The sequence below is a fragment of the Natrinema ejinorense genome, assembly GCF_002494345.1.
Lineage (GTDB): Archaea > Halobacteriota > Halobacteria > Halobacteriales > Natrialbaceae > Natrinema > Natrinema longum.
This window is the reverse complement of sequence record NZ_NXNI01000001.1, coordinates 3,171,252-3,188,118: the sequence shown is the minus strand read 5'-3', so window position 1 is coordinate 3,188,118 and position 16,867 is coordinate 3,171,252. Positions and strand designations below refer to the sequence as shown.

The window sequence follows — 16,867 nt, the reverse complement described above, 5'->3', positions numbered from 1 at the left end:
GCGTTTATTCGGGATCGCGGCCCTGACTCTCACGTGCCCATGACGATCCACCCAGATCGAACGACACCCGTTCCGGATCGGTTTCACCTCGGCGGCGACGGCGCGCCCGGTCGGCGGCCACTCGCACGCGAGACGATCACTCAGGTTCTGGACAGTGATCGCCGGCGGGAAGTGCTCCGGTGCGTGCTCGCCGCCGACGATCCGATCGCAGTGCGGACGTTGGTCGCTCGACTCGCCGATGCCGAGCACGATCCGACCGTCGGAACGACGATCCACCAGCTGCGCCAGCGAATCCACACCTCGCTGTGTGAAACCCATCTCCCGTTGCTCGAGGAACACGAGATCGTTCTCTACGATCGCGTCCGGAACCTCGTCGCCCCGGCAGCGAACTGTAGCGCGTTCGACTCGCTCCTCGAGTTCGACTCTCTCGAGCGACCGATCGCTGCTCGACTCGAGTAATCCGAATCCCTCGACCCGCGTCTCCGACTCTTGTTCTCCCGCTCGAGCGACCGATCGAACCGGTTATTCGACGAGTCGCTCGATCTCGGTCACCAAAATGTCGCTCGCGCCGGCCGCTTTCACTTCGGTGATCGTCTCGAAGACGTCCCGTTCGTTGACGACGGCGTGAACCGCCACTTTGGACTCCGCGTCGGTTTCGTCGGCGATGTCCATGATCGTCGGGCCACCGAGGCCCGGAATGACGTCGCGTACGTCCTCGAGTCGATCCCGCGGAACGTTCATCATCAGATACCGCTTGCCTTCAGCCTGCTTGACCGAGGAGAGAGCGGTTCGAACCTCGTCGACCTTTGGGTCGTCGAGCACGTCCTCCCGCCCGAACAGTCGGACGGAACTCGCGAGGACCTCGTCGATGACGGCCAGCCGATTCATCTTCAGCGTGGTCCCGGTGCTCGTGATGTCGACGATGGCGTCGGCCATCTCGACGTGGGGCGTGAGCTCCGTCGCGCCCGAAACCTCGACGATATCGGGCTCGACGCCGGTGTCCGCGAAGAAGTCCGCGGTGATGTTCGGGAACTCGGTCGCGACCGTTTTCCCCGCCAGATCCTCGAGGGCCGTGATGTCGCCGTCTTCGGGTGCTGCCAGCACGAGTCGACAGCGCCCGAACTCGAGGTCGAGCAGTTCGGAGACGGTGTCGACGCGGGCTTCCTGGACCTGATCGAAGCCCGTAATTCCGAGATCCGCCGCGCCGTCGGCGACGTACTCCGGGATGTCGGCCGCGCGGGCGAACAGCACGGTCACGTCGGGGTCGACGGTATCCGCGTAGAGTTTCCGGTCCGCACCGTTCTCGAGGTGGAGCCCAGCCCGCTCTAGAAGGTCGATCGTCGGCTCGTGCAGGCGGCCCTTGTTGGGAACGGCGATTCGCATATGGACAGTCTTCGGCATCGGCGGGGAATTGTCTTTTCATCCCGGCGAACGGTCGCTTCGAGGGCCCGAATTCGATGCTCGCGTGGGAGTGGCCTGCCTCACTATCTTGGTGTTCGATCGCGTATCGGCCGACGGGAACTGACCGATGGACGATCACGACCGCCGAACCGAGGCCGATCCGGAGCCGGCGGATACCGCTGGAGGCGACGGTAACCGGTCGGACCGGGTCGAGGAGTCGCTGCTCGAGGACGAGGCCGACGATGCCGAACGAGGACGCGACGAGATTCGCGATCGGCAGGAGCACGGGGGCGACCACACCGGAACGGGCGGTCACGATCACGGCGGCCACGAGGGCGGCGGTGATAACGGTCACGGTGGCGACCACGGCGACGGCGGCATGCACGCCGGCCACGAAACGATGTTCCGGCGGCGGTTTTTCGTCTCGACGCTGCTCTCGATCCCCGTCCTCCTCTACAGCGAGACGCTTCAGGAGTGGCTCGGCTTTTCCGTGCCGGCGTTCCCCGGCAGCGAGTGGATCAACCCCGTCTTCGCAGTGATCGTCTTCGCCTACGGTGGCGTTCCCTTCCTCCGGATGGCTGGGCCGGAACTGCGCGATCGGACGCCGGGGATGATGACGCTCATCTCGATGGCGATCACCGTCGCGTTCGTCTACAGCCTCGCGAGCGTCGTCGTTCCCACCCAGTCGGCGTTCTTCTGGGAACTCGTCACGCTGATCGACATCATGCTGCTGGGCCACTGGATCGAGATGCGCAGCGTCCGCCGGGCCTCGAGCGCGCTCGACGAGCTGGCCCAGCTCATGCCGGATACGGCCGAACGGATCACCGACGACGGCGAGACTGAGGAGGTCCCGGCGAGCGAACTCGAGGAGGGGGACCTCGTCCTCGTCCGGCCCGGCGCGAGCGTGCCCGCCGACGGCGTCCTCGAAGAGGGCGAGTCGGACGTCGACGAGTCGATGATCACCGGCGAGTCGACGCCCGTCGGGAAGGAGCCCGGCGACGAGGTGATCGGCGGGACGGTCAACGGCGACGGCAGCCTCCGGGTCCGAATCAGCGCGACGGGCGAGGAGACGACGCTGGCGGGGATCATGCGCCTCGTCGAGGAGGCACAAGAGAGCAAGTCGCAAACGCAGATGCTGGCCGACCGGGCTGCGGGGTGGCTCTTCTACGTCGCCCTCGGCGCGGCCGTCGTCACGGCGATCGCGTGGACGGTCGCGACGGGGTTCGATTCGACGGTGATCGAACGGGTCGTCACCGTCCTCGTCATCGCCTGTCCGCACGCGCTCGGGCTAGCGATTCCGCTGGTGGTCGCGATCAACACCTCGCTGGCCGCGCGCAACGGGATGCTCGTCCGAGACCGAATTGCGATGGAACAGGCCCGGACCCTCGACACCGTCGTCTTCGACAAGACCGGGACGCTCACCGAGGGCGAGCAGGGCGTAGTCGATATCGAGACCGTCGACGGCGTCTCCGAGGAGGACGCCCTGGGGCTCGCCGCGACCGTCGAGGGGGACTCCGAACACATGATCGCTCGAGCGGTTCGCGAAGCGGCCGACGAGCGCGGCGTCTCGAGGGGATCCGCCACGGGGTTCGAGGCGCTAAAGGGGCGCGGGGTTCGCGCGACAGTGGATGGTGAACGGATCCACGTCGGCGGCCCGAACCTGCTCTCGGAACTCGAGGGCGACGTCCCGCCGGAGCTCGAGCGCTTCGCCGACCGGGCCGGCGAGAACGCGCAAACCGTCGTCTATCTCGTTCGCGATGGCGAACCCGTCGCCGCCTTCGCTCTGGCGGACGTGATCCGCGAGGAGAGCTATCGCGTCGTCGACGCGCTCCACGAACTCGGGCTCGAGGTGGCGATGTTGACCGGCGATTCGGAAGACGTCGCCCGTGCGGTCGCGGCCGATCTCGGGATCGACACCGTCTTCGCCGAGGTGTTGCCCGAGGACAAAGACGAGACGATCACCGAATTACAGGAACAGGGCAAGTCGGTCGCGATGGTCGGCGACGGCGTCAACGACGCGCCGGCGCTCACCAGGGCCGACATCGGCATCGCGATCGGCAGCGGGACGGACGTCGCCGTCCAGTCGGCGGACATCATCCTCGTCCAGAACAATCCGATGGACGTGGTTCGGCTCGTCACACTCAGCCGGGCGAGCTACCGGAAGATGCAACAGAACCTCGTCTGGGCCGCGGGATACAACGTCTTCGCGCTTCCGCTGGCTGCCGGGATCCTCGCGCCGATCGGCATCCTCCTCTCGCCGGCCCTCGGCGCGCTGCTCATGTCGCTCAGCACGGTGATCGTCGCGATCAACGCGCAGTTCCTCCGGCGCGTGGATCTCTCGGTACCGAGTCTGCCGGGAGTCCCCGTGTCCGGGGACCCGCAATCGGCGGACTGACTCGCCGATCGGACTGGTTCTCGGTCGTCGTGTTGGTCGCGTGGGGACTCGTCCCCGTCGTCGGCTACCGGCGGTTCGAGGCCGCGGACCGCGGCTGCTCGCGCTCCCGACGGGCCGCTCTCGCGTCCGAGGCGGTTCCATCAGGACCGAACGAACGCGGTCAGCCCGGGAACTCCGCCCGAATCGACTCGAGCGCGAGCCGGCTCAACAACCGCGCCGGTCCCCGTTTGGGCAGGTCGCGAGCCAGTTCGATGGGGCCCGGCGGCTCGCCGCCGCCGGCGTGGAGGTCCCAGCCGGTCTCGTCGGCGAACCGCTCGACCGCGCGTTCGACCCGGAGTCGGACGTCGTCGGCGTCCATCGTCTCGACGCGGCCGTCCTCGACGACGATCTCGCCGTCGACGAGGACCGTCTCGACGTCGCCGGCACCGGCGCTGTTGGCGATGCGGGCGGGGACGTTCGTCAGGGGCGCGAACTTCGGCGTGTCGACCGCGAGCAGGACGATGTCGGCCCGCTTTCCGACCGCGAGGCTGCCGAGTTCGTCGCCGACGCCCAGCGCACGCGCCCCTTCGATCGTCAGCAGCCGGACCAACTCCATCGACGAGAGCCGCCCCGTCCCCTCGAGGGACGCCGCGAGGCGGGCCTGCCGGGCCTCGCCGAACAGGTCGTAGGAGTCGTGCCAGTAGTGGTCGTCGATTCCCAGCCCGATGTCGACGCCGGCCGCCCGGAGTTCGGGAACCGGGGTCCACTGGAGCTCCGGGTCGGGGTTCCAGTAGGCGAAGACCGACGGACAGTGGACCACGCCGGCGTCGGCCGCGGCGGTCCGACGGACGTCGTCCCGGTCGGCGACCCGGAAGTGGGCGGCCACTAATCGGTCGTCGAGCAGTCCGACCTCCTCGAGCAGCGACAGCGAGTCCGCGGCCCCGTTCGACCGCGCCATCGCGTCGCTCGCCTCGAGTTCGAGCAGGTGCGTGTGGACGGGCAGATCCGGGTACTCCGCGGCGAGGGCGGCGGCCCGCTCCCAGAGGTCGCGGGTACACGACCAGTCGTCGTGCGGGCAGATCGCCGCCCGGATCCGACCGTCGTAGGTCCCGTGATAGTCCTCGATGAACCGTCGGGCGCGGGCGAACTGCTCGTCGACCGACCGGTCCCAGAAGAGGTCGCTCAGCGCCGGGCCGAAGACTCCACGGAGGCCGGCCTCGCCGAACGTCTCCGCGCCGACGCGCGGCCGGACGTCCATCGTGTTGACGGTCGTGACACCGCCCGCGAGGAAGTTGTACGCGGCGAGTTCGTACCCCGCCTCGAGCAGGTAGTCGAACTCCCCGTCCGCGATGCGCTCGTAGACGGCCGTCATGGCCGCCAGCAACTCGGTCAGTTCGAGGTCACTGAACGCGCCGATCAGCGGCGTCAGCTCGAGGTGTGTATGGGCGTTGATCAGCCCCGGCAGCGCCAAGCTGTCGCTGCCGTCGATGACCCGGTCGGCGTCGATCGCGGTGTCGTCGGCTCGAGCGGAGCGAACGGCCGTGATGACGCCGTCCTCGATCTCGATCGTGCCGCGTTCGAACAGTCGGTTCTCCTCGTCGGCCGTGAGTACGATCGCGTCGCGAATGGCGATGTCCGTCATGTGTCGTCAGTGCAGTGTGGCGGTCGTTCGTCGATACCCTTCGGCGAGCGCGGGCAGTCCGAGCGGGAACGCGAGCAGTCCGAACGCGACGAGGGCGAGCGGCGCGAGCCCGTGGCGTCGAATCGCGAGCGCCGTCGCCCCGAGCCCGAGCAGTGCCACGGCGTAGGCGGCGTTGCTCCAGAGCGGGTCGGAGGACGAACAGTACAGCCAACAGACCAGCGTGTACGACGGCGCGTTCCACGTCGCGGGCTCGAGTTTCGGCCAGAAGAACCGGCAGTAGGTCGTCCACCCGATCATCGCGAGCGTCGGGAGGCCGACGAGCCACAGGTCGGCCCCGCGTCGGAGCCGCGAGCCCCACCGCCGGTAGCCGGCGGGAAAGAGCGCCGGGAAACAGCCGATCCACAGCCAGATCCCGACCGTGTAGCTGACCGGCCAGTGTTCGATGCGGGGCTGTTCGATCGGAAGCCGGAGCGACGGCGGTAGCGTCAGCCACGGAAACGACGGGTCGGGGACCGGGTTCGTCACGAGCGCCGCGAGACAGAGCCCCGTCCCGATGACGAGCCCGACGAGTCCGAACCTCGTATACCGCTCGAGCCACCGCGGGACCGTGCGCCGACCGGAGCCGGCGACCGCCGTGCTAGTGCTGGACATCGGCCCCCGATTACTCGTTCCGTTCGAGCGCGTTTCGCCGCTGTTCGTACTCCTCGTCGCTCAGTTCGCCGCGAGCGTACGCCGCCCGTAGTTCCTCGAGCGCCCGGTCGGTGCCGTCCGCACCGGCGATCGCCCGGAAGACGAGGTAGCCGCCGCCGACGACGGCGGCGACGAACAGGAGCTGCACCAGGACGGCTACGAGCGGCAGCCAGCCGGGTACCGTTCCGCCGCCCCACATGCCGTGGCCCCACGGCCCCCCCATCATCGGGCCGAATCCCATCGTTCCGACCCCCATGAACGCCATCGGCAGTACCACGAGGGCACCGATGGCGACGAGGACGATCGTGGCGAGTCGCGTGTCGCGTGTGTCGGTTGCCATGAGATTTCACCGGTGACGGAACGGTCCGTCTCCGGCTAGGGATACGGGCTTGTGACTCAATGCGGTTCTCCCTTAACATTCAATGTTTGAACGTCGATTCACTTCGACTTTCACAGTCCTATTGCCGGCCACTGGCGCGTTCGAACCGCGATTCGTCGATGTCGCGGTGTGGCGTTCACCGCCCGATCGGGGTTTCGAAGCGAGGCGGCCCCAAAGGGGCGATGCTGGTGGTCCGGACATCGCCGCTTAGATTCCCGAAACGGGTCGCTGAGACGCCGACGGGCGGTCGGTACCGTGCCACCGAAGCGCGGTTCGGCGACCGCTTTCGACTCCGTCGTTTCGGACCGGGAACCCCACCGGTTTTCCAAGGGAAATCGCAATAGCCGATTCGCCCGACGTCTTAGACATGGAACCAGCACTCGTCCAGGGCGTCCTCGAGTCGCTCCGGATCGGCGTCGGCTTCCTCTGGACGGCCGCGTGGGCGATCATTATGGGGCTCGCGATTACGAGTCTCGTGCAGGTCTACGTCTCGAAGGAGCGAATGGCACGCGTGCTCGGGGAGAGCGACCTCTCGAGTCTGACGAAGGCGACGGCGTTCGGCGCGGCGAGTAGCGGCTGTAGCTTCGGTGCCGTCGCAATCGGCAAGGGCCTGTTCGCGAAGGGCGCGCACGCGGTCAATTTCCTCGCGTTCATGTTCGCGTCGACGAACCTCATCGTCGAACTCGGATTGATGATCCTGCTCCTGCTGGGATGGGAGTTCCTCGTCGCGGAACTCCTCGGCGGACTCGTCCTCATCGCGATTATGGCCGTCATCGTCCGCCTGACCCTCCCGGAGACGCTGTTCGAAGAGGTCCGTGCGGAACTCGAGCGTCAGGACCGTGCGGCCGGCGGAATGACGGACCCGACCTGCGGCATGGAGGGGACGGACGAACACACGATCGTGACCGACGGCGGCGAGACGTTGCGGTTCTGTTCCGAGGGCTGTCTCGAGACCTATCGGCAACAGACGGCCAGCAGCGGCGCGTGGTACGACGATCTCCGGTCGTGGGGCGGCTGGTACAAACTCGGGAACCAGTACCGCAAGGAGTGGTCGATGATCTGGACGGACGTCGTCGCGGGGTTTCTCATCTCGGGCTTTGTCATCGTGTTCGTCCCGCAGTGGGTCTGGAACGCGCTGTTCCTCGAGGGTGATGGCCTGCTCGTGACCGCCGAGAACGCGGTCATGGGCGTCGCGATCGCCGTCATCAGCTTCGTCGGGAGCATGGGGAACGTCCCCTTCGCGGTCGCCCTCTGGGGTGGCGGGGTCAGTTTCGCCGGCGTCATCGCGTTCGTCTACGCCGATCTCATCACGATTCCGGTGTTGAACGTCTACCGGAAGTACTACGGCTGGACGGTCATGCTGTACATCTTCGGCGTCTTCTTCGTGACGATGGCCTTTACTGGCTTTTTCATGGAACTGCTCTTCGACGCGCTCGGCATCGTCCCAAATCTGGCCGGCGGCGAGATGGCGACCGAGCAGCGGTACTTCGAGGTGAACTACACCTTCTACCTCAATCTCGTCGCGTTCGGACTCTCCGGGTTCCTCCTGTACGTGTACCGTCGCGGCCTCGGTGCCCCCGGCGAGTACCGTGATCCGGTCTGTGGGATGCGGACCGACGACGACGGTCCGACCGCCACGCACGACGGCGAGACCTACCACTTCTGTTCTAATTCCTGCAAGCGGGCGTTCGAGGACGCCCCGGAGGACTTCGCGGAGCATTCGCCACGGGTTTCGGATGCTGGCTCGTCGCACGATCATCACTGACGCCGCTGGCAGTCAGTCGCTGTAAAACGGGGGTCTTCCGACAGGTTCCGGCGTCGATCCCGGACCCACGGATTGGACAGCAGTGGCCGTCGCGATACGAGTTTCCCCGCGGCTCGAGTGTCCGCTATGCCGACGCGTCGTAGCCGGCGTCGTCGACCGCGCTGACGAGTGTCTGGGTCTCCACGTCGCCCTCGACGGTGGCCCGGTCCGCCTCGCGGTCGACCTCGACCGACTCGACGCCCGCGACGTCCTCGAGTGCGTCGCCGACGGTCTGCTCGCAGTGTTCACAGGACATTCCTTCCACGGTAATGGTCTGACTCATACGGGAGTATACGGGTGCCCGTTCTTTGTGCGTTACTGCTTTCGATGCTAGCGGAACGGCGGAGCTCACTTTGGATTTTAACGTGACCGCCGTCACATTCTTTGATCGTCGGGCGCAACGGAGCGCCATGCGCGATCTCGACGAAACCGACATGGAAATCCTGCGACTGCTGGGCGACGACGCGCGGCGACCGTACAGCGAGATCGCCGAGGCGGTCGACCTCTCCGGACCGGCGGTCTCCGACCGCGTCGAGCGCCTCGAGGAGACCGGGATCATCGAGCGCTTTACTGTCGCGGTCGACCAATCGCAGCTCCGGGCGGGCGTCCCAATATTCGTGCAAGCGACTGTGCCCGCGGAGACGGTCGACGACTGTAAAGCGACCGTCGCGGACGCCGACGCGGTCGAACACGTGTTCGTCACGGCCGACGGCGACGTCTGGTTCTACGCTCGCGCGCAGATCCAGCGGGTTCACGAGTGGCTCGAGGGGCTCTTTCCCGTCGAGACCGTCGAGTACGACGTGACGCTGGTCGACGACGCCGAGTGGACGCCCTCGCTCGACGGAACGGCGTTCGCGCTCACCTGCGCGGAGTGTGGCAACACCGTCGACAACGAGGGCGAATCGACCCGCATCGACGGCGAGGTGTACCACTTCTGCTGTCCGTCCTGCGAGAGTCGCTTCGAGAGCCGATACGACCGATTCGAGGAGGGTGCCTAAGTTTCGATTCCAAAGAAACACCCTCGCTGAGGTTTGACTTGTGACCAGTAAAGGGGGTAAGACGGGAGCCCCTACTAGCCAGTAATGAGTACCCGAACTGCACGGCTGGACATTCGGGGCATGAGCTGTGCGAACTGCTCGCAGACGATCAGTGATGCCCTGGAGTCCCTCGACGGCGTGACGGAGGCGAGCGCCAACTTCGCCACCGACGAGGGGACGGTCGAGTACGACCCCGAGGTGGTGTCGCTCGCCGAGATCTACGACACGATCGAGGACGCCGGCTACAGCGCCGACCGCGCGAGTCGCTCGATCGGGATCACGGACATGACCTGTGCGAACTGCGCCGAGACGAACGAGTCGGCACTGGAGTCCGTGCCGGGCGTCATCGACGCGGAGGTCAACTACGCGACCGACGAGGCAAGCGTCGCGTACAATCCCGGAGCCGTCTCGCTCGAGTCGCTCTACGATGCGATCGAGGGGGCCGGCTACACGCCCGTCCGCGACGACGGCGGCGAGGAATCGGACCAGGACCGTCGCGACGCGGCCCGGCAGGCCGAAATCCGCAAGCAACTCCGGCTGACGATCTTCGGTGCCGTCCTGTCGGCCCCGTTCCTGTTCTTCCTCGCCGATAAGTTCCTACTCGGGGGCGCGTACGTGCCCGAGGAAGTCTTCGGCGTCAGGTTCGGCTGGGTCGAGTTCCTGCTCGCCACGCCCGTCTACGTCGTGCTCGGCCGGGAGTTCCTCGCGAACTCCTACACTGCACTCGTCAAAAACCGGACCGCCAATATGGACGTCCTGATCGCGCTTGGCTCCTCGACGGCGTACGTCTACAGCCTCGTCGTCTTGCTGAACGTGATCGCGGGAGACGTTTACTTCGATACCGCCGCTCTGATCCTCGTGTTCATCACGCTGGGCAACTACCTCGAGGCCCGTTCGAAGGGGCAGGCCGGCGACGCCCTGCGAAAGCTCCTCGAGATGGAGGCCGAGACGGCGACGCTGGTCGACGAGGACGGTACCGAGGAGGAGGTTCCACTCGAGGACGTCGCGGTCGGCGACCGGATGAAGGTCCGGCCGGGCGAGAAAATCCCGACTGACGGCGTCGTCGTGGACGGCCAGTCCGCGGTCGACGAGTCGATGGTGACCGGCGAGTCCGTCCCCGTCGAGAAGGAGGGCGGCGACGAGGTGATCGGCTCGACGATCAACGAGAACGGCGTGCTGGTCGTCGAGGCGACCAAGGTCGGCGAGGACACGGCACTGCAGGGGATCGTCCAGACGGTCAAGGAAGCCCAGTCACGGCAGCCGGAGATCCAGAACCTCGCGGACCGCATCTCGGCGTACTTCGTCCCCGCGGTCATCCTGAACGCGGCGTTCTGGGCGCTCGTCTGGTTCCTCTTTTCCGACGCGCTGGCCGGCGTCGTCGGCGCGCTCCCGCTGTGGGGACTGGTCGGCGGCGGCCCGGCCGCCCTCTCGACGTTCGAGTTCGCCGTCGTCGTCTTCGCGTCCGCAGTCCTCATCGCCTGTCCCTGCGCGCTCGGGCTGGCGACGCCCGCCGCGACGATGGTCGGCAGTACTCTCGGCGCGCAAAACGGCGTCCTGTTCAAGGGCGGCGACGTGCTGGAGCGCGCGAAGGATGTCGACACCGTCGTCTTCGACAAGACCGGCACCCTGACGACCGGCGAGATGACGCTGACCGACGTCGTCGCGCTCGAGGGCGAGCCGGCCGCGGCGGACGGTGGTAACGCGGCTGCCGATGGGGGTGCGCTGGCGATTCGCGAATCGCTCGACCAGGACGCAGTGCTTCGCCTGGCCGCCAGCGCCGAGCGCAACAGCGAACACCCCCTCGCCCAGGCGATCGTCGCGGGTGCCGAGGAACGGGGCCTCGAGCTTACCGACCCCGACGACTTCGAGAACGTCCCCGGACAGGGCGTCCGGGCGACCGTCGCAGGCCGCGCGGTGCTGGTCGGCAACCGGCGGTTGCTCGAGGGCGCGGGCGTCGATGCCGCGCCGGCCGAGAGCGAGATGGAACGTCTCGAGCGCGAGGGCAAGACGGCGATGCTGGTCGCGGTCGACGGCGCGGTCGCGGGCGTGGTCGCGGACGCCGACACGGTCAAAGAGAGTTCTGCCGAGGCGGTCGCGGCCCTGCAGGAACGCGATCTCGACGTCATGCTGATCACCGGCGACAACGAGCGGACGGCCCGCGCCGTCGCCGAACGGGTCGGAATCGATCCGAACGACGTCCGGGCGGGCGTTCTCCCCGAAGACAAGGCCGACGCCGTCGAGGACATTCAGTCGACGGGCCGCAAGGCGATGATGGTCGGCGACGGCGTCAACGACGCGCCGGCGCTGGCCGTCGCACACGTCGGCACGGCGATCGGCTCCGGGACGGACGTGGCCATCGAGGCCGCCGACGTGACCCTGATGCGCGACGATCCGCTCGACGTGGTGAAGGCGATCCGGATCTCCGAGGCCACGCTGGCGAAGATCAAGCAGAACCTCGTCTGGGCGCTTGGCTACAATACGACGCTGATTCCGCTGGCCTCGCTTGGCTTGCTCCAGCCGGTGCTCGCGGCGGGCGCGATGGCACTATCGTCGGTTTCGGTGCTCTCGAACAGCCTGCTGTTCCGTCGGTACACGCCGGATCACGACTACGAACTGTTCGGTCGGCTCCGGCGCTGATCGGCGCGTGTCGGCAGGGTTCGGTGATCGGTGACTCGTTCAGAAAATAACGTTCTCGTGTGGCGTCGAATCTATCGAACCGATACTATCGGGGAAGAGCCATCTCCGCAGTAGTTTCGTTCCCGTCAGTCTCGTTGGTCTGCTGTTCGTTTTCCGTCTGTTCTGCCTCTTCGTCTCCCGTTTCGTCGTCTTCTGCTTCGGTTTCTTCGTCGCCCTCTATCTCGTCTTCTTTCTCGTCGTCCGCCTCATCCTCCTCGTCGATATCGTTGATCTCGACCTTGTCGCCCGTTCCGCTCTGGCTGATCACCGGCTTGAGGATGTACTTCCCGCTTTTGCCGGCCTTGTGGGGTGCAACGTCGTAGACGAAGTCGACCCGCTCGCCGTCACCGACAGTGAATTTCGAGTTGAGCTGGAGCTTGTTACTCGGCAGTTTCACTCTTGTCTCTGTCCCGTCGGTCAGAACGCCCTCGGTGTCGCCGACGTAGATGAAGACCTTCTCGTAGTCGCCGGCCGGCAACTCGAACTCGTCGATCATGGACGCGTTCGCGCCTTTTAGCTCGGTGAGATCGACCGTGCGATCGTCGACGTCGTGTTCGATCCATCCTTCGTCCTCTGCGTCGCCGTCTCCCTCACCCTCTTCGCCTTCTTTTTCGTTCGTCTCTTCGCCGTCTTCCTCGTCCGTTTCGTTGCCATCAGTCTCCTCGTTCGTTTCCTCGTCGGACTCGTTCGTGTCGTCTTCGTCGGACTCGTCCGAGTCACCGTCGCCTCCATCGCCAGCCTTCTTGAATCCGACCTTCGTAATCGTCACGTTGAGGTGCTCGAAGTCGTCGATCGCGTTCGGCTCGTCGCTGACGTAGAACGCGGCCGTTCCCGCGCCGTCGCTCGAGTCCGTGATGGAAGAATCGTCGGTCGTCGAACCGTTCGTCAGGTCGCCGCCCATACCGCCGGTACAACCGGCGAGCGCGACGAGGGCTGCAACGAGTAGTAACTGGATCGTCCGTCCGTTCATGTTCCGTGACGGTCAGTCAGCATAGAAAAAGGGGGTGACGATTGGATCCGTTCACAACCGTTCAGATTCGCAAACTGGTCGAAACTGTCGGAGTCGCTGCTGGCTATCGTCGCACCTGAAACGATTTACACACTGATCGCAACGCTGCCGTGCGATCGGGTATGCAATGACTTTCAGGTGCTAGTATAGGGTGGTGGTCAGGTGGCTGCGCTCATCCCCTCGAGCCGTTCGGCGAACAGGGCCTCGAGCAGCGCGGGCGTGACGAAGGCTTCGACGAAGGCGGCTACGACCAGCAGCAGCCAGCCGACGAGAACGAGGATCCCGGTCCGGTAGAGGTAGGGCTTCGTGAAGACCGCGTTTCGGCTGCCGCGAATCCGCTGGCCGAACCGATACAGCAACCGGAACCCGACGCCGGCGGCGATGAAGAGGGCCGGCAGTTCGAAGATTCCGTGGGGGAGCAACCCGACGAGGATGTAATCGAGGCCAACGTCCCTGGTGATGAACGCGCCGATATTTCCGACGATGACCCCGTTGAACACCATCGCCCAGACCGTCAGGAGGCCAAGCGTCACCACGCCCAGAATCGACAGCAGGAACGCACGGGTGTTGTTCACGAGCAAGAATTGCGCCAGCTCGAGCCGGCTCTGACCGCTGATATCCGGGAAGAGCGGCTCCCCGACCAGCTCTTGGATGATCTCGAGCAGGTTGTAGCCGGCGAGCATGAGGACGACGCCGATCACGATCCCGAACGCGAACAGGCCGGCAGCGAACCCGACGTACCGCCTGTGCTCGCTCCAGGCGTCTGCGAGGGCGGCGTGGGGTGGATACCCTCCCTCGCGGCGCTTCCTCTCGCGCTCTAACCCTGAGTCCATACGGATACGTCTCCGACAGAAGATATAAATCCGGTGACTCGTCTCGGCACACTTCCCGGTGAACTCCCTCGAGTCACGACCCGTGGCATCCGCCTCGCCCGCCGGTGAATCGACACCATAAGGCCGCCCGACGAGAACTGTGTGCCAATGACCACGCTTGCGATCACTGGCGGGCAGGTCCTCCGACCTGACCTGACGGTGACGGCTGCGGACGTACTGGTCGACCAGGACGCCGGCGAGATCCGCGAGATCGGGCCCGACCTCGCGGACGACGCCGACGAGACGCTCGAGGCCGCGAACTCGCTCGTGATGCCGGGGTTCGTCAACGGCCACTGTCACGTCGCCATGACGCTCCTGCGGGGGTACGCCGACGACAAACCCCTCGAGGCGTGGCTCCAGGAGGACATCTGGCCGGCGGAGGGGGAACTAACGGCCGACGACGTCCACGCGGGTGCCCAACTGGGCCTGCTCGAGTTGATCAAGTCGGGGACGACCGCCGTTGCGGACATGTACTTCCACGTGCCCGAGGTCGCCGACGCGGTCGAGACGGCCGGCATCCGGGCACGGCTCGGCCACGGCATCGTCACCGTCGGGAAGGACGACGAGGTCGCCCGCGAGGACGCGAACACGAGCCTCGAGATCGCCCGCGAGTACGACGGCGCGGCCGATGGCCGGATCTCGACGGCGTTCAAACCCCACTCGTTGACGACCGTCGGGAGCGAGTATCTCGAGGAGTTCGTTCCCAAAGCGCGAGAGGCGGGCGTTCCGATCCACTATCACGCCAACGAGACCGAAAACGAGGTCGCGCCGATCGTCGAGGAACACGGCCAGCGACCCCTCGAGTACGCCGCCGATCGGGGGATGCTCGAGCCCGAGGACTTCATCGCTCACGGCGTCCACGTCGATGACCGGGAGATCGAACTCCTCGCCGAGGCCGGGACCGGCGTGATCCACTGCCCGGCCTCGAACATGAAACTGGGAAGCGGGATGGCTCCCGTTCAACGGATGCTCGACGCGGGCGTCACCGTCGGCCTCGGGACCGACGGCGCGGCCTCGAACAACGACCTCTCGATGCTCGACGAGGCCCGCGACGCGGCCATGCTCGGGAAACTCGCCGCCGACGATGCGAGTGCAGTCTCCGCCGAGGCGACCGTCGACATGGTGACCCGGGGGAGCGCCGACGCGATCGGCCTCGCGTCCGGTCGCCTCGAGGCGGGAGCGCCGGCCGATCTCGCGGTGATCGACCTCGAGGCACCCCACCTGACGCCGCGTCACGACCTCGTGAGTCACCTCGCGTACGCGGCTACAGCGGCCGACGTCCGCCACACTGTCTGCGACGGGCAGGTGCTCATGCGCGACCGCGAGGTGCTGACGCTCGAGGAAGCGGCGGTTCGGGAGCGAGCGCTCGAGGCGGCGACGTCGTTGGTCGAACGGGTTGACACCTGAACAGGCACCGTTCTGAACGATCGATCAACCGAAGATATAAACACTCAGAACCGTCGATAAACGCTTTAAACTATTCTCGAAGCGTTTTGTGGTGGCGCGAACGGCGAGAACATCCGTGGGGGTTTATTCAAGATTCCGTGAATGTCTCGACCGGATGAAGCATCACCGACTGCTCGCAATGGCACTGGTTGCCGCGATGGTCCTGTCCGCGCTCGCGCCACTGGGAACAGTGGCGGCGCAGACGGGCGACGGCGACCTCACAACGGAGTTCGACCACGATGGCGACGCGATCGTGGTCACGGTTGAAACGAACGAAACCGCGATCGAGAACGCGACCGTCGACGTAACCGCGTTCGAGAACGAGTCGTACGTGGACGAGGGTAGCTACTCGACGGACGAAAACGGAACGGTCGTCCTGTCAGCGCCCAACGAGTCGGTCAACGTGACGATCACCGCGTCGACCGACGACGGTAACGTGACCGATACGGCAGTCACGATCGACGAGGACTCCATCGAGGAAACGGAGCTCGCTGAGGAGGAGACCGACGGCAACGAGACCGACGGCGAACTCGACGGGAACGAAACCGACAGCAACGAGACCGACGACGAACTCGACGGCAACGAGACCGACGACGAACTCGACGGCAACGAGACCGACGACGAACTCGACGGCAACGAGACCGACGACGAACTCGACGGCAACGAGACCGACGACGAACTCGACGGCAACGAGACCGACGACGAACTCGACGGCAACGAGACCGACGACGCGTCGAACTTCGGCTCGCTCGTTTCGTCGTTCGTCGAGGATGCCAACAACGAATCCGACGGTCCGCGCGGAATAGCCGTCGCGAATTTCGTCGTTGCGAACAACCCGGGTAACGCACCCGACCACGCGGGTCCACCGGATCACGCCGGCCCGCCGATCGATGACGACAACGAGACCGACGACGATCTCGTCGACAACGAGACCGACGACGATCTCGTCGACAACGAGACCGACGACGACTCCGACGAGAACGTGACCGACGAGGAGGACTCGACGAGCGACAACGAGACGGACAGCGACGACGATGACGAGGCTGACGAAGACGATGACGAACGCGGTCCACCGTCCCACGCTGGTCCGCCCAGCGATGACGACGAGGACAGCGACGATGTCGAGGACGACGAAGACGACGACGAACGCGGTCCACCGTCCCACGCTGGTCCGCCCAGCGATGACGACGAGGACAGCGACGATGTCGAGGACGACGAAGACGACGACGAACGCGGTCCACCGTCCCACGCTGGTCCGCCCAGCGATGACGACGACGAGGCCGACGATGACGACGACGAGGCAGAAGAAGACGACGACGAGGCCGACGATGACGACGAGGCAGAAGAAGACGACGACGAGGCAGAAGAAGACGACGACGAGGCCGACGATGACGACGACGAGGCCGACGATGACGACGACGAGGCAGAGGAAGACGACGACGAGGCCGACGATGACGACGATGACGACGGAAACAACGGCAACAACGGAAACGGCGGCGGCCCGCCGGACCACGCCGGACCTAACTAACGACTGCTG

General features: G+C 65.9%; 14 protein-coding genes. 7 read left to right on the top strand and 7 right to left on the bottom strand.

Annotated elements, in window-relative coordinates:
- The first annotated feature begins 39 nt into the window (after positions 1 to 39).
- Positions 40 to 459 carry a DUF7344 domain-containing protein gene (locus CP557_RS15805; protein WP_097380786.1) on the top strand — a complete coding sequence of 140 codons (420 nt, stop codon included), beginning with the start codon at positions 40 to 42 and terminating at the stop codon, positions 457 to 459.
- 63 nt (positions 460 to 522) lie between these two features.
- Here CP557_RS15805 and hisG read toward each other — a convergent pair whose 3' ends face one another.
- Positions 523 to 1,383 (bottom strand): ATP phosphoribosyltransferase, encoded by an 861-nt coding sequence (hisG, locus tag CP557_RS15800; RefSeq protein ID WP_097380785.1) that lies wholly within the window; start codon positions 1,381 to 1,383, stop codon positions 523 to 525.
- A gap of 145 nt (positions 1,384 to 1,528) precedes the next feature.
- Between hisG and CP557_RS15795 the strand changes: the two genes are divergently transcribed.
- Positions 1,529 to 3,796 carry a copper-translocating P-type ATPase gene (locus CP557_RS15795; RefSeq protein WP_211290221.1) on the top strand — a complete coding sequence of 756 codons (2,268 nt, stop codon included), beginning with the start codon at positions 1,529 to 1,531 and terminating at the stop codon, positions 3,794 to 3,796.
- Between the two features lie 160 nt (positions 3,797 to 3,956).
- Here the strand turns inward: CP557_RS15795 and CP557_RS15790 are convergent, their stop codons facing one another.
- The 3 genes from CP557_RS15790 to CP557_RS15780 are packed head-to-tail and all read right to left on the bottom strand — an operon-like array spanning position 3,957 to position 6,447.
- Positions 3,957 to 5,417 carry an amidohydrolase family protein gene (locus CP557_RS15790; RefSeq protein ID WP_097380784.1) on the bottom strand — a complete coding sequence of 487 codons (1,461 nt, stop codon included), beginning with the start codon at positions 5,415 to 5,417 and terminating at the stop codon, positions 3,957 to 3,959.
- A 6-nt stretch (positions 5,418 to 5,423) separates the two neighbouring features.
- Entirely contained in the window at positions 5,424 to 6,068 is a 645-nt protein-coding gene (locus tag CP557_RS15785) for a hypothetical protein (protein WP_097380783.1), read from the bottom strand.
- 10 nt (positions 6,069 to 6,078) lie between these two features.
- Positions 6,079 to 6,447: an SHOCT domain-containing protein gene (locus tag CP557_RS15780; protein WP_097380782.1), complete on the bottom strand. Its 369-nt coding sequence runs from the start codon at positions 6,445 to 6,447 to the stop codon at positions 6,079 to 6,081.
- A 406-nt stretch (positions 6,448 to 6,853) separates the two neighbouring features.
- Here CP557_RS15780 and CP557_RS15775 point away from each other — a divergent pair, with 406 nt between their 5' ends.
- Positions 6,854 to 8,251 carry a permease gene (locus CP557_RS15775; protein ID WP_097380781.1) on the top strand — a complete coding sequence of 466 codons (1,398 nt, stop codon included), beginning with the start codon at positions 6,854 to 6,856 and terminating at the stop codon, positions 8,249 to 8,251.
- Between the two features lie 124 nt (positions 8,252 to 8,375).
- On the opposite strand, the gene CP557_RS15770 is transcribed toward CP557_RS15775, so the two are convergent.
- A complete protein-coding gene (locus CP557_RS15770; protein WP_097380780.1) occupies positions 8,376 to 8,573 on the bottom strand; it encodes a CopZ family metallochaperone in 198 nt (65 codons plus the stop codon).
- Between the two features lie 127 nt (positions 8,574 to 8,700).
- Between CP557_RS15770 and CP557_RS15765 the strand changes: the two genes are divergently transcribed.
- On the top strand, positions 8,701 to 9,288 hold the full coding sequence (locus tag CP557_RS15765; protein WP_097380779.1) for an AsnC family transcriptional regulator: 588 nt from the start codon (positions 8,701 to 8,703) through the stop codon (positions 9,286 to 9,288).
- An 84-nt stretch (positions 9,289 to 9,372) separates the two neighbouring features.
- On the top strand, positions 9,373 to 11,964 hold the full coding sequence (locus CP557_RS15760; RefSeq protein ID WP_097380778.1) for a heavy metal translocating P-type ATPase: 2,592 nt from the start codon (positions 9,373 to 9,375) through the stop codon (positions 11,962 to 11,964).
- An 85-nt stretch (positions 11,965 to 12,049) separates the two neighbouring features.
- Here CP557_RS15760 and CP557_RS15755 read toward each other — a convergent pair whose 3' ends face one another.
- Entirely contained in the window at positions 12,050 to 12,973 is a 924-nt protein-coding gene (locus CP557_RS15755; RefSeq protein ID WP_097380777.1) for a DUF4382 domain-containing protein, read from the bottom strand.
- A 197-nt stretch (positions 12,974 to 13,170) separates the two neighbouring features.
- Positions 13,171 to 13,845, bottom strand: a complete 675-nt coding sequence (locus CP557_RS15750; protein WP_097380776.1) for a stage II sporulation protein M — start codon at positions 13,843 to 13,845, stop codon at positions 13,171 to 13,173.
- Positions 13,846 to 13,992: 147 nt separating this feature from the next.
- Here CP557_RS15750 and CP557_RS15745 point away from each other — a divergent pair, with 147 nt between their 5' ends.
- Together CP557_RS15745 and CP557_RS15740 are read left to right on the top strand one after the other, a co-directional pair.
- On the top strand, positions 13,993 to 15,291 hold the full coding sequence (locus tag CP557_RS15745) for an amidohydrolase (protein ID WP_097380775.1): 1,299 nt from the start codon (positions 13,993 to 13,995) through the stop codon (positions 15,289 to 15,291).
- A 154-nt stretch (positions 15,292 to 15,445) separates the two neighbouring features.
- Positions 15,446 to 16,858, top strand: coding sequence for a calcium-binding protein (locus CP557_RS15740; RefSeq protein ID WP_245853037.1), 1,413 nt, complete (start codon positions 15,446 to 15,448; stop codon positions 16,856 to 16,858).
- Positions 16,859 to 16,867: the final 9 nt, after the last annotated feature.